The organism is Streptomyces sp. NPDC090442, from assembly GCF_044769405.1.
Lineage (GTDB): Bacteria > Actinomycetota > Actinomycetes > Streptomycetales > Streptomycetaceae > Streptomyces.
Genome location: NZ_JBIVXW010000124.1, coordinates 1 through 14,084, shown reverse-complemented (window position 1 = coordinate 14,084; position 14,084 = coordinate 1). Strand labels below are relative to the sequence as shown.

The 14,084-nt window shown below is 75.6% G+C and carries 2 protein-coding genes; both read right to left on the bottom strand.

Going from position 1 to position 14,084, the window contains the following annotated elements; genetic code table 11:
* The coding region (locus ACIQU6_RS42340) for a type I polyketide synthase (protein ID WP_403487652.1) at nt 1-1,904 on the bottom strand (1,904 nt) is incomplete at its 3' end.
* A gap of 26 nt (nt 1,905-1,930) precedes the next feature.
* On the bottom strand, nt 1,931-14,068 hold the full coding sequence (locus tag ACIQU6_RS42335) for a type I polyketide synthase (protein WP_403487654.1): 12,138 nt from the start codon (nt 14,066-14,068) through the stop codon (nt 1,931-1,933).
* Between the last annotated feature and the right edge of the window lie 16 nt (nt 14,069-14,084).

Sequence of the window (14,084 nt, the reverse complement as noted above, 5' to 3'; positions counted from 1 at the left end):
TGGGCATGAACGGTCTGATGGAGACGAGACGCATCCGCACCCCACACCACCCCACGCACGGACGAACCCAACGCCCGCTCCAACCCCTCGACACACCCGTCGAACGCCTCGGCAAACACCGGGAAGCGGGCGTGCAACTCACGGCCCATACCGAGTCGTTGGGCACCCTGACCCGAGAACAGGAACCCGATCCGTCCGGCGACGGACGCGGCCGCGCCCCGCACCACATCGGCCGAGGGGGCTCCCTCCGCCAGCGCTACGAGGCCGTGCAGGAGCTGTTCGCGGTCGGCGCCCACGACGGCCGCGCGGTGGGGGAACGCGGTGCGCGTCGTCGCGAGGGAGTGGGCCACGTCCAGGGGGGAGAGTTCCGGTCGGTGGCGGACCGAGGCGGCCAGTCGGCCGGCCTGGGCGCGCAGGGCCTCCTCGGAGCGGGCGGAGAGCGTCCAGGGCAGCAGGGTGGGGCGACGGGTCGGCAACTCGGCTGCGGGCGCCTCCTCTTCGGGTGGTGTCTGTTCCAGGATCGGTGCCTGTTCCAGGATGACGTGGGCGTTGGTGCCGCTGATACCGAAGGAGGAGACCGCCGCGCGGCGCGGGCGGCCGGTCTCCGGCCAGGGGCGGGCCTCGGTGAGCAGTTCCACGGCGCCGGCGGACCAGTCGACGTGCACGGTCGGTTCGTCCACGTGCAGGGTCTGCGGCAGCAGTCCGTGCTGCATGGCGGCGACCATCTTGATGATGCCGGCGGCGCCGGCGGCGGCCTGGGTGTGGCCGATGTTGGACTTGATGGAGCCCAGCCAGAGCGGGCGGCCCTCGGGGCGGCCCTGGCCGTAGGTGGCGAGCAGTGCCTGGGCCTCGATCGGGTCGCCGAGGGTGGTGCCGGTGCCGTGGGCCTCCACCGCGTCGATGTCGGCGGCGGACAGGCCGGCGTTGGCCAGTGCCTGGCGGATCACGCGGCGTTGGGAGGGGCCGTTGGGGGCGGTCAGTCCGTTGGAGGCGCCGTCCTGGTTGACGGCCGAGCCGCGGACCACGGCCAGGATGCGGTGGCCGTTGCGGCGGGCGTCGGAGAGTCGTTCGAGGACGAGCATGCCCATGCCCTCGGCGAAGGCGGTGCCGTCGGCGGAGGTGGCGAAGGAGCGGCAGCGGCCGCCGGCGGACAGTCCGCGTTGGCGGGAGAACTCCAGCAACGCCATCGGCGTGCACATCAGCGTCACGCCGCCGGCGAGGGCCAGTGCGCACTCCCCCGCGCGCAGTGCCTGGGCGGCGAGGTGCAGGCTGACGAGGGAGGAAGCGCAGGCGGCGTCCACGGTGACCGCGGGGCCCTCGAAGCCGAGGGCGTAGGCGATCCGGCCGGAGACCAGGCTGGTGGCGTTGCCGGTGTTGATGTGGCCGGCGGTCGGTTCGTCGGAGCCCAGCAGGATGGTGGTGTAGTCGCCGCCGCTGCATCCCATGTAGACGCCGACCGGCTTCTTACGGAGGGTGGCGGGGTCCAGGCGGGCGTGTTCCAGTGCGGTCCAGGCGCCTTCGAGGAGCAGTCGTTGTTGGGGGTCCATGGACATCGCCTCGCGCGGCGAGATCCGGAAGAAGCCGGCGTCGAAGTCGGCGGCGTCGTGGAGGAATCCGGCCTCGCGGGCGTAGCTGGTGCCGGGGTTCTCCGGGTCCGGGTGGTAGAGGGCGTCGAGGTCCCAGCCGCGGTCGGTGGGGAGGCCGGCGATGCCGTCCCGGCCGGAGGCGACCAGTTGCCACAGGCCGTCGGGGTCGGTGATCTCGCCGGGGTAGCGGCAGCTCATCCCTACGATGGCCACCGGTTCCTGGTGGCGGGCGCGCAGTTCGGTGTTCTCCTGGCGTGCCTGTTGCAACTCCCCGATGACGCGCTTGAGGTAGTCGCGCAGCTTGTCTTCGTTGTTCATGGGTTTCCCTCCCCTCGCCGGTCCGCTCAGTCCCGGGTGTCGTTGGGCCGGTCGGCCAGCCCGAGGTCGTGGTCGACGAGCGCGAACAGTTCGTCGTCGGTCGCCGTGGCCAGGTCGTCGGTGCCGGGCGCGGTGGTGTCGCCGTCGGTGGTGAGCTTGGACAGCAACGTCGTGAGGCGCTGGGTGAGTTCGTCGCGGGTGTCGTCTTCGAGGGTGGTGGCGAGGGCGGCTTCCAGGCGGTCGAGGTCGCCGAGCACGGTGGTGGGCGTGCCGTCGGTGGTGCGGGTGAGTTCGTCGAGGACGAAGTCGGCCAGTTCGGCGGGGGTGGGGTGGTCGAAGACCAGGGTGGTGGGCAGGCGCAGTCCGGTGGCGGTGCTGATCTGGTGGTGGAGTTCGACGGCGGTGAGGGAGTCGATGCCCAGTTCGCGGAAGGGGCGGTCGGGGTCGAGGGCGTCGGCGGAGGGGTAGCCGAGGACGGCGGCGAGGTGACCGTTGGTGAGTTCGGTGAGGGCGCGACGCCGTTCCGGTGCTGGCAAGTCGGCGAGCGTGGCGCGGAGTTGGGCAGCGGTGTCGGCGGCTTCCTCGGGGGTGTCGGTGGCCGCCAGGGCGGTGCGGACCTCGGGGACGTCGTCGAGCAGGGGGCGGCGCCGGGCCAGGGTGAAGCTGGGGGCGAAGGTCGGCCAGTCGACGTCGGCGACGGTGAGGGTGGTCTCGTCGTGCCGTAGGGCCTGGGCCAGTCCGGCGATCGCGAGGGGCGGGGGCATCAGCGGCAGTCCGGCGCGGCGGGCCGCCTCCACGTTGCCGGCGAGGTTGATCATGCCGATGTCGCTCCAGGCGCCCCAGGCCACCGAGGTGGCGGTGCGGCCCTGGGCGCGGCGCCAGGCGGCGAAGGCGTCGAGGAAGGCGTTGGCGGCGCCGTAGCCGGCCTGGGCTCCGCTGCCCCAGGTGCTGGAGACGGAGGAGAACAGGACGAAGGCGTCGAGTTCGTGGTCGCGGAGCAGGGCGTCGAGGTTGCGGGCGCCGGCGACCTTCGCGGTGGCGACGGCGGCGAGTTCGGCCGGGTCGGTGGCGGCGAGGGTGTTGTTGAGGCTGATGCCGGCGGTGTGCACGACGGTGCGCAGCGGCGGGTGCGGGTCCGTTTCCAGGTCGGCGAGCAGGGCGGCCAGGGCGTCGCGGTCGGCGACGTCGCAGGCGGCGAGGGTGACCGCGGCGCCAAGTGCCCTGAGTTCGTCGGCGAGTTCGGGGGCGCCGGGTGCCTGGGGGCCGCTGCGGCTGGTCAGCACCAGGTGCGCGGTGCCGGTGCGGGCCAGCCAGCGGGCGACCTCGGCGCCCAGGCCGCCGGTGCCGCCGGTGATCAGGGCGGTGTCGCGGGTGTGCGCGGTGCCGGGCCGGTCGCCGGTGGGCGGTGCGGCGTCGAGGGGTGCGCGGCGCAGGCGGCGCACGTAGGTGCCGCCGGGGCGTACGGCGAGTTGGTCCTCGTCGCCGGCGCCGGTCAGGGCCGCGGCGAGGCGTTCGGCGACGTTGTCTGTGCCGGTCGTGGGGAGGTCGAGCAATCCGCCCCAGCGGCCCGGGTGTTCCAGGCCGAGGGCGCGGCCCAGGCCCCAGATCATGGCCTGGGCGGGGTGGGTGACCGGGTCGTCCGGGCCGGTGGTCACCGCGCCCTGGGTGGCCAGCCACAGCGGCGCATCGGTGCCGGCGTCACCGAGGGCCTGGATGAGGGTCTGGGTGGCGGTGGCGCCGGCGGGGACGACCGGGTCGGGCCGTTCGTCGAGGGCGAGGAGGGAGAGGACACCGCGGACGGGGTCGGTGGCGGTCTCCTCGGTGAGGCGCTTGGCGAGCTGCTCGCGGTCCGGGGCGGCGGCGACGGTGAGTTCGGTGGTGTCGGGGCCCAGGATGCGGCGCGCGGTGTCCACCGCCTCGTGCCGGAGCGCGGCACCCTGGTCGTCGGCGGGCAGGACCAGCAGCCAGCGGCCCGGCACCGGCAGTGGGCCGGTGGTGTCGGGTGCGGTGGTGCGGTGCCACACGATGCGGTAGCGCAGTCGGTTGAGGGTGGTGTGTTCCCGTTGCCGACGGTGGTGGGCGGCCATCGCGGGGAGCACCGTTTGCAGCGCCTCGGGGCTGTCCAGGCCGAGGAGGTCGGCGACGGCGGCCGGGTCCTGCTGTTCCACGGCGGTCCAGAAGCCGGCGTCCGTGGCGTCCTGGGCCGGTGTGGCGAGGGGGGTGGCGGCGGGTTCGGGCCAGAAGGTGCGGTGTTGGAAGGCGTAGGTGGGCAGCGGGACGCGGCGCGGGCGGGTGGGGGCGAAGTGGGCGGCCCAGTCCACGGGGTGGCCGTGGGCGTGGAGTTGGCCGACGGCCTGGAGGAGGGTGTCGGGCTCCGGTCGGTCGGCGCGCTGGGCGGCGACGATCAGCGGGGCGCGGACCGGTTCGTCGCGCTCGGCACCGTTCGCGGTGTCCGCGAGGGTTTCCCGGGCGGGCACGGTGAGCACGGCGTCGGGGCCGAGTTCGAGGAAGGCGGCGGCGCCGGCCCGGGCGGCGGCCCGGACGCCGTCGGCGAACCGTACGGCGCCGCGGACCTGCCGCACCCAGTAGTCGGGGGTGCACAGTTCGTCCGGGCCGGCGAGTGCGCCGGTGACGTTGGAGACGACCGGGATGCGCGGCGGATGGTAGGTGACCGCGGCGGCGGCCGCGGCGAACTCGGTGAGCATGCCGTCCATATGGGCGGAGTGGAAGGCGTGCGAGACCCGCAGTCGGCGGGTCTTGCGGCCGCGGTCGCGCCACAGTCGCTCGCACGCGTCGACGGCGGAGGCGGCGCCGGAGACGACCACGGAGGTGGGGCCGTTCACCGCGGCGATCTCCAACTCCGGGCCGAGCGCGCCGCTTACCTCGTCGGCGGTGGCCTGCACCGCGAGCATGGCGCCGCCGGTCGGCAGGGCCTGCATCAGTCGGCCGCGGGCGGCGACGAGGGCGGCGGCGTCGTCGAGCGTCAGCACGCCGGCGAGGTGGGCGGCGGTGAGTTCGCCGATGGAGTGGCCGAGCAGCAGGTCGGCGGTGATGCCCCAGGACTCCAGCAACCGGTACTGGGCGACCTCGACGGCGAAGAGGGCGGCCTGGGCGTAGCCGGTCTGGTGGAGTTCGTCGGCGGTGCCGGTCCACATCACGTCGCGGAGCGGCCGGTCGAGGTGGGCGTCGAGCCGGGCGCACACCGCGTCGAGCTCGTCGGCGAACAGCGGGTGGGCGGCGGCGAGTTCGCTGCCCATGCCCAGGCGTTGGGCGCCCTGGCCGGAGAACAGCACCGCGAGCCGGCCGCGGTCGGCGGCGGTGCCGGTGACGACGTCGGCGGCGGGTCGGCCGGCAGCGAGCGCGGCGAGGCCGTCGAGCAGTCGGGAGCGGTCCGGGCCGGTGACGACGGCGCGGTGGGTGAGCGCGGCGCGGGTGGTGGCCAGGGAGAAGCCGATGTCGGACGGGGTGGTGTCGGCGTGGTCGGTGAGGTGGGTGTGGAGTCGGGCGGCCTGGTCGCGCAGGGCGGCGGCGGAGTCACCGGAGAGCACCCAGGGCGTCACCGGCGGGTCCACGTTCGGGGCCGGTTCGGGCGCGGGGTACGCCAACTCGGCTTCCGCCAGGGCCTGTTGTGTGGGCGCCTCTTCGAGGACGGCGTGGGCGTTGGTGCCGCCGATGCCGAAGGCGGACACCCCGGCGCGGCGCGGGCGGTCGGTCGCGGGCCAGGCGAGGGTCTCGGTCAGTAGCCGGACGTTGCCGTCGGCCCAGTCGACGTGCGGGGTCGGCTCGTCGATGTGCAGGGTCTTGGGCAGGGCCCCGTGGCGCAGCGCGAGGACCATCTTGAGGACCCCGGCGATGCCGGCGGCGGCCTGGGTGTGGCCGATGTTGGACTTGATCGAGCCCAGCCACAGCGGCCGGTCGTCGGCGCGGTCCTGCCCGTAGGCGGCCAGGAGCGCCTGGGCCTCGATGGGGTCGCCGAGGGTGGTGGCGGTGCCGTGGGCCTCGACCGCGTCGACGTCGGCGGCCGACAGTGCGGCGTTGTCCAACGCCTGGCGGATGACGCGCTGTTGGGCGGGGCCGTTGGGGGCGCTGATGCCGTTGGAGGCGCCGTCCTGGTTCACGGCGGAGCCGCGGACGACGGCGAGGACCGGGTGGCCGTTGCGCTGTGCGTCGGAGAGGCGTTCCAGCAGGATCACGCCGGCGCCCTCGCCCCAGCCGGTGCCGTCGGCGGCCGCGGCGAAGGTCTTGCAGCGGCCGTTGGGAGCCAGGCCGCCCTGTCGACTGAAGCCGACGAAGATCGTCGGGGTGGACATCACGGTGGCGCCGCCCGCCAGCGCGAGGGTGCAGTCGCCCTGTCGAAGCGCCTGGCAGGCCAGGTGCAGCGCCACCAGGGAGGCGGAGCAGGCGGTGTCGACGGTGACGGCCGGGCCTTCGAGGCCGAAGGTGTAGGACAGCCGGCCGGAGATGACGCTGGCCGCGCTGCTGGTCACCATGAAGCCCTCGTCGGCGCCGCCGGCGCGGTGCAACAGGCCCGGGTAGTCCTGGTAGTTGGTGCCGACGTAGACGCCGGTGGCGGTGCCGCGCAGGGACTGCGGGTCGATGCCGGCGCGTTCGAAGGTCTCCCAGGCGGTCTCCAGCAGCAGCCGCTGCTGGGGGTCCATCGACAGGGCCTCGCGGGGCGAGATCCGGAACAGCGCGGGGTCGAACGCACCGGGGTCGTCGAGGAATCCGCCCTCGCGGACGTAGCTGGTGCCGGGCCTGCTGCCGTCCGGGGAGTAGAGCCGCTCCAGGTCCCAGCCCCGGTCGGCGGGGAACGGGCCGATGGCGTCGGTGCCGCCGGCCAGCAGCTCCCACAGGTCCTCGGGGGTGCGGACGCCGCCGGGGAAGCGGCAGCCCATGGCGACGACGGCGATCGGCTCGTCGGTGCCCGCGGTGCCGGTGGCGGCGGGTGCCCGGCCGGCCGGTGTCGGCTCCTCGCCACCGACCTGGCGCACCAGGTGGGCGGCGAGCGCCTGCGGCGTCGGGTGGTCGAAGACCAGGGTGACGGGCAGCCGCAGGCCGGTGGCGGTGCCGAGCAGGCCGCGGAACTCCACGGAGGTCAGTGAGTCGAAGCCGAGCTCGCGGAACGGGCGGTCGGCGGGGACCGCGTCCGCGGAGGCGTGCCCGAGGACGGCGGCGGCCTGCGCCCGGACCAGGTCGAGGACCGTCCGGGCGCGTTCGGAGGCGGGCAGTTGGGCCAGGCGGCGGGCCAGGTCGGGCCCGGTCGTGGCGTCGGGGGCGGTCGGCTGCCGGTCCTGGCGGCGCTCCGGCAGGTCGGCGAGGAACGCCGGGGCGCCGGCGGCGGCCAGGCCGGACCAGTCGAGGTCGGCGAGGGCGATGCGGGTGTCGTCGTGGTCGAGGGCGTGCCGCAGCGCGGTGACGGCGAGTTCGGGGGACATCGCCCGGGCCATGCCGCGGCGCGTGCGGTGGTGGTCGGCGGTGCCCTCGGTGGCCCGACTGCCCGCCCAGGCGCCCCAGGCGATGGAGGTGGCGGTCAGGCCGTCGGCGCGGCGCTGTTCGGCCAGGGCGTCCAAGTAGGCGTTGGCGGCGGCGTAGTTGGCCTGGCCGGCGTTGCCGAGCGGGTCGGCGAGCGAGGAGAACAGCACGAACGCCGACAGGTCGCGGCCCTTGGTGAGCTCGTGCAGGTTGCGGGCGGCCCGGACCTTGGGGCGGAGCACGGTCTCGAACCGTTCGGGGGTCAGGCCGTCGATGATGCCGTCGTCGAGTACGGCGGCGGCGTGGAAGACGGCGGTCAGCGGCTGGTCCTCGGGCAGTCGGGCGAGGACGGCGGCGAGCGCGTCGCGGTCGGCGGCGTCGCAGGCGGCGAGGGTGACGCGGGTGCCGAGCGCGGTGAGTTCGGCCGCCAGCTCGGTGGCGCCGGGCGCGTCCGGGCCGCGGCGGCTGAGCAGCAGCAGGTGGGCGGCGCCGTCCCGGGCCAGTCGGCGGGCGACGTGGGCGCCGACCGCGCCGGTGGCGCCGGTGAGCAGCACCGTGCCGTCGGGGGTCCACTGCCGGGCGGGCGCGCGGCCGCCGAGCGGGTCGCGGCGCAGTCGGTGGCCGAAGAGTCCGGTGGCGCGCACCGCCACCTGGTCGTCGTCGCCGGCGAGCGCGGCCGCCAGCCGGTCCCCGGCGCGCTCGTCCAGCGTCTCGGGCAGGTCGATCAACCCGCCCCAGGACTGGGTGAGTTCGCGGGCGGCGACCCGGCCCAGTCCCCAGAGGGGTGCCTGGTCGGGGTGGGTGAGGCGGTCGGCGCGGCCGGTGGAGACGGCGCCCCGGGTGGCGACCCACAGGGGCGCGTCGAGGGCGGCGTCGGTGAGTGCCTGGATGAGAGCGGCGGTGGCGGTCAGTCCGGTGGTCGCCGACGGGGCGTCGACCGCCGGGCGTTCGTCCAGCCCGAGGAGGGAGAGCACGCCGGCGAACTCCCGGCCGTCGGCGGCCTCGGCGAGCCGGGCGGCCAGCGGCGCGCGGCCGTGCTCCGCGTCGTCGATCTCCAGCGCTGTGGCGTGCGCGCCGTGGCGGGCCAGCGCGCGGGCGCAGGCGTCGACGAGGTCGCCGTCGGCGGTGCCGGTCGGGGTGACCAGCAGCCAGGTGCCGTGCAGCGCGGGGCGGGCGTCGGTGCGCAGCGGCTGCCAGCGGGTGCGGTAGCGCCAGCCGTCGACCGTGGACTCGGCGCGGTGCCGGGCCCGCCATGTGGAGAGCGCGGGGACGACGGTGCGCAGCGCCTCGGCGTCGTCGAGGGCGAGGGTCCCGGCGAGGGCATCCAGGTCCGCGTCGTCGACGGCGGCCCAGAACCGGGCCTCGGCGGCGTCCCGTTGGCCGTCGGCGGTGGCGCCGCGGTGCTGGGCGCCGGGCCAGAAGCGCTCCCGTTGGAAGGCGTAGGTCGGCAGCGGCACGGTGCCGGTGTCGGGCCCGAACCAGCGGGCCCAGTCGACGGGCAGGCCCTGGGTGTAGCCCTCGGCGAGCGAGGTGAGGAACCGGCGCGGCCCGCCGTCGTTGCGGCGCAGCGAGCCGACGGTGACCACCGGCGTGCCGGCGGTCTGGGCGGTTTCCTGGACGGCGGAGACCAGCAGCGGGTGCGGGCTCAGCTCGACGAAGGTGGTGTGGCCGTCGGCGATCAGCGCGCGGGTGGCCGGCTCGAAGAGGACCGGCTCGCGCACGTTGCGGTACCAGTAGGCGGCGTCGGCGGGCACGTCGAGGAGGGCGCCGGTGACCGTGGAGTAGAGCGGCAGCGTGCCGGGGCGCGGGGCGACGGGGGCGAGCTCGCGCAGGAGTTGGTCGCGCAGGCCCTCGACGGCGGGCGAGTGCGCGGCCAGGTTGACCCCGCGGACCTTGCGGGCCCGCACCCCGTCGGCCTCGCACGCGGCGATCAGCTCGTCCAGGGGCTCGGGCGCGCCGCAGACCACCACGGAGGACGGGCCGTTGACGACGGCGACGGACAGCGCGTCGCCCCAGTGCGCCAACCGCGCGCGGACCTCGTCGTGCGGCAGGGCCAGGGAGACCATCTCGCCCTGCCCGTTGACGGAGGTCATGGCACGGCTGCGGAGCGCGATGACGCGGGCCGCGTCGGCGAGGGACAGGTGTCCGCTGAGGTGGGCGGCGGCGACCTCGCCCTGGCTGTGGCCGACGACGGCGTCGGGTTCGACGCCGTAGGACTGCCACAGCCGCGCCAGCGACACCATCACGCTGAACAGCACCGGCTGCACCACGTCGACCCGTTCGAGGCCGGGCGCGTCCGGTTCGCCGGTGAGCACGTCGAGGACGGACCAGTCGGTGAAGCGGCGCAGTTCCCGGTCGCAGTCGGTCAGCGCGGTGCGGAACGGCTCGGAGGCGGCGAGGAGTTCGGCGGCCATGCCGGGCCACTGGGAGCCCTGGCCGGGCAGTACGAACGCGACCTTACCGCCGGCGAGCCCGGGGGCCGCGGTGCCGGTCACCACATGGGCGGCCGGGGTTCCGGCGGCCAACGCGGCGAGTCCGGCGCGCAGCGCAGCGGGGTCGTCGTCCACCACGGCGGCCCGGTGCTCGAACGCGGTGCGGGTACCGGCCAGCGACCAGCCGAGGCGGTGCGGGTCGGCATCCGCGCCGTCGCCGTCGAGGTGGGCGCGGAGCCGGTCGGCCTGGGCGCGCAGCGCGGCCGGCGTCCGGCCGGACAGCACCCAGGGCACCGGGCCGGCTCCCGGGGAGCCGGGTTCGGCGGTCAACGGCGGCTCGGCGGCCGGCCGTTCGGTCGCCTCGGGCGCGGGCGCGGCCTCCAGGATCAGGTGGACGTTGGTGCCGCTGATGCCGAAGGACGACACCCCGGCGCGGCGGGGCCGCTCGGCGTCCTCGGGCCAGGGGCGGGCCTCGGTCAACAGCCGGATGGCGCCCGCCGACCAGTCGACGTGGCCGGAGGGCCGGTCGGCGTGCAGGGTCCTCGGCAGCACACCGTGCCGCAGGGCCAGCACCATCTTGATGATGCCGGCGGCGCCGGCGGCGGCCTGGGTGTGCCCGAGGTTGGACTTCACCGACCCCAGCCACAGCGGCCGCTCCGCGTCCCGGTCCGTCCCGTACGTCGCCAGCAGCGCCTGCGCCTCGATCGGGTCGCCCAACGACGTGCCCGTGCCGTGGCCCTCGACCACGTCCACCTCGGCCGCCGACAGGCCCGCGTTCGCCAACGCCTGCCGGATCACCCGCTGTTGGGACGGGCCGTTCGGCGCGGTAAGGCCGTTGGACGCGCCGTCCTGGTTGACCGCCGAGCCCCGCAGCACGGCCAGCACCTGGTGCCCGTTGCGCCGCGCGTCCGACAGCCGCTCCAGCAGTACCATCCCGACGCCCTCGGAGAAGCCCGCACCGTCCGCGCCGTCGCCGAACGCCTTGCAGCGGCCGTCGGAGGCGATGCCGCCCTGCGCGGCGAACTCGCCGAAGAGAGTGGGCGCCGCCATCACCGTGACGCCGCCGGCCAGCGCCAGCGCGCACTCGCCGTTGCGCAGCGCCTGGGCGGCCAGGTGCACGGCGACCAGCGACGAGGAGCAGGCCGTGTCGATGGTCACCGCCGGGCCCTCCAGCCCGAGGGCGTAGGAGATCCGGCCGGAGACCACGCTGCCGGTGTTGCCGGTGCCGATGTAGCCGGCCACCTCGGGCGGGGCGGCGGACAGCAGCGATCCGTAGTCCAGCCCGTTGGTGCCCGCGAACACGCCGGTGGCACTGCCCCGCAGCGTCTCCGGGTCCAGGCCGGCCCGCTCCAGGACCTCCCAGGAGGTCTCCAGCAGCAGCCGCTGCTGCGGGTCCATCGCCAGCGCCTCGCGCGGCGAGATCCCGAAGAAGCCGGCGTCGAAGTCGGCCGCGTCGTAGAGGAATCCGCCCAGGACGCCGGTGGGCGACAGGCTCTCCAACCGCTCCACGTCCCAGCCGCGGTCGGTCGGGAACGCGCCGATGCCCTCCCCGCCGGACTCCAGCATCCGCCAGAGGTCCTCCGGTGAGGTGACCCCGCCCGGGAAGCGGCAGGACATCGAGACCACCGCGATCGGGTCGTCGGCGCCCGCGCCCGGCGCCGCGGTCAGCGCGGCCGCCGGCAGCGCCCGGGCGTCGGACATCCCGTCGGTGCCGGCGAGTTCGTCGCGCAGGTGGCGGGCGAGCGCGCCGGGGGTCGGGTAGTCGAAGACGAGGGTGGCGGGCAGCGGCAGCCCGACCGCCTCCTTGATGCGGTTGCGCAGTTCGACCGCGGTCACCGAGTCGAAGCCCACGTCGGTGAACGCCTGGTTCTCCCGCACCGCCTCCGGCGTGGCATAGCCCAACACCGTCGCGACCTGCCCGCGCACCACCTCCAGCAGCACCCGGAGCTGGCCCGCGGCGTCCTGTCCCGCCAGCCGGCCGGCCAGCGCCGGGGCCGCCGGCTCCGCCCGCCGGCCGCCGGCCTGCGCGGCGGCGATCCGCCGCACCTCCGGCAGCTCGTCGAAGAACCGGGTGGGGGACGTGGCGGTGTAGGCGACGTAGTAGCGGTCCCAGTCGATGTCCAGCACGCCGAGGACCGACTCGCTGTCTTCGACGGCCTGTTGGAGCGCGGTCAGCGCGCGCTCCGGCGCCATCTCCGGGATGCCGTGCCGGCGGGCGATCTCCCCGATGCCGGACGCGGCCATGCCGTCGCCGGCCCACGGCCCCCACGCCACCGACGTGGCGGGCACGCCCGCGTCCCGCAGCTGCTGCGCGTAGGCGTCCAGCACGGCGTTGCCCGGCGCGTAGTTGCCCTGCCCGGACGCGCCGAAGGTGCCGGCCATCGAGGAGAACATCACGAACGCCGACAGCCGCTCGCCGGCGGTCAGTTCGTACAGGTTGACGGCGCCCTGGACCTTCGGCCGCAGCACCCGGTCCACCTGGCCGACGGTGAGCCGGTCCAGGACGGCGTCCTCCAGCGCGGCGGCGGTGTGGAAGACCGCCGAGACCGGGCCGACCTCGTCGACGACGGCGCGCAGCGCCTCGCGGTCGGCGACGTCACAGGCCCGCACCGACACCCGTGCCCCCAACTCCACCAATTCGGCCCGCAGTTCACCGGCCCCGGGAGCGCCTTCGCCCCGCCGGCTGAACAGCACCACGTGTTCGGCGCCGCGGGCGGCGACCCAGCGCGCGACATGGGCGCCCAGCGGCCCCGTGCCGCCGCTGATCAGCACGCACCCCGACGGGACCCAGGTCGCGGCGTCCGGCCGCCGGTCCCGGGCGGCCCGCACCAGCCTGCGCACCTGCACGCCGCCCGGCCGCACCGCGACCTGCGCCTCCCCGTCCGGGTCGGTCAGCACCGCGGCCAGCGCCCGGAACGCCTGCTCCCCCAGGCTCTCCGGAAGGTCCACCAACCCGCCCCAGCGGTCCGGGTGTTCCAGGCCGGCCACGCGACCCAGGCCCCACACGGCCGCCTGCTCGGGGCTGCGCACCCGGTCACCGGGGCCGGTGGACACCGCGCCCCGCGTCAGACACCACAGCGGTGCGCCGATCCCCGCGTCGCCCAGGCCCTGCACCACCGCGAGGGTGTCGGTGAGCGCCCGCGGTGCCACCGTGCAGTCCGCCCCGCGCCCCGCGCCGAACGCCACCAACGACACCACGCCCACGGGCGCAACGACGGCCCCCGCCTCGTCCGCCAGCGCGTCGGCGACCGCGGTCGCGATCTCACCGCGCCCGTCGCCGTCCCGCACGGTGACCCGTGCGACGGCGGCGCCGTCCCGCTGCCAGCCGGCGACCAGTTGGTCCACCGCGGCGGCGTCCGGTATGCCGTCGGAGTCGATCAGCAGCCAGGTGCCGGTCAGCCGCCCGGAGCCGGTGCGGCCGCGCTTCCAGTCGACCCGATAGCGCCACCGGTCCACCAACGACGCCTCGCGGTGCCGCCGGTACCAGGCGGAGAGCGCCGGCAGCACGGCCCCCAACTCCCGCTCGCCGTCCAGCGCCAGCGTCTCCGCTAGGCTCTCCAGGTCCTCCCGCTCGACCGCCTCCCAGAACCGGCCCTCGACCGGGTCGGCCGCCCGGTCCGCCCCCGCACCGTCCTCGCCGGGCGCCGGCGCCTCGACGGCGGTCGGCAGCCAGTAGCGCTCCCGCTGGAAGGCGTAGGTGGGGAGGGCGACGCGCCGGGGGTGGTGCGGGGCGAGGACCTGCTCCCAGGCGACGGGCAGGCCGTGGAGATGCGCCTGGCCAAAGGAGGAGAGGAGTTGGGCCGTGTCGCCGTGGTCGCGTCGCAGGGTGCCGAAGGCGGCACCGGTGAGGTCGGCGGCGTCGAGGGTCTGCTCCACACCGACGGTCAGCACGGGGTGCGCGGACGCTTCGACGAAGACGGTATGCCCGGCGGCTACCGCGGCCCGGATCGCGTCCTCGAAGCGGACGGTCTGGCGGAGGTTGCGATACCAGTAGTCGGCGTCGAGGCCGGCGGTGTCGGCCAGTTCACCGGTCAGCGTCGAGAAGAAGCCGACGGAGGTCGCCGACGGAGTGATCGGGGCGAGGTCGGCCAGGATGCGGTCCCGGAGCGCCTCGACGTGCGGGGAGTGCGAGGCGTAGTCCACCGGCACCCGGCGCACCCGAACGCCCTCCGCCTCCCAGACAGCCTGCACCGCATCCAAGGCAGCAGCGTCACCCGAAACCACCGTCACCGCCGGCCCGTTGACCGCCGCAACACCCAGCCCCTCATAGCCAGCC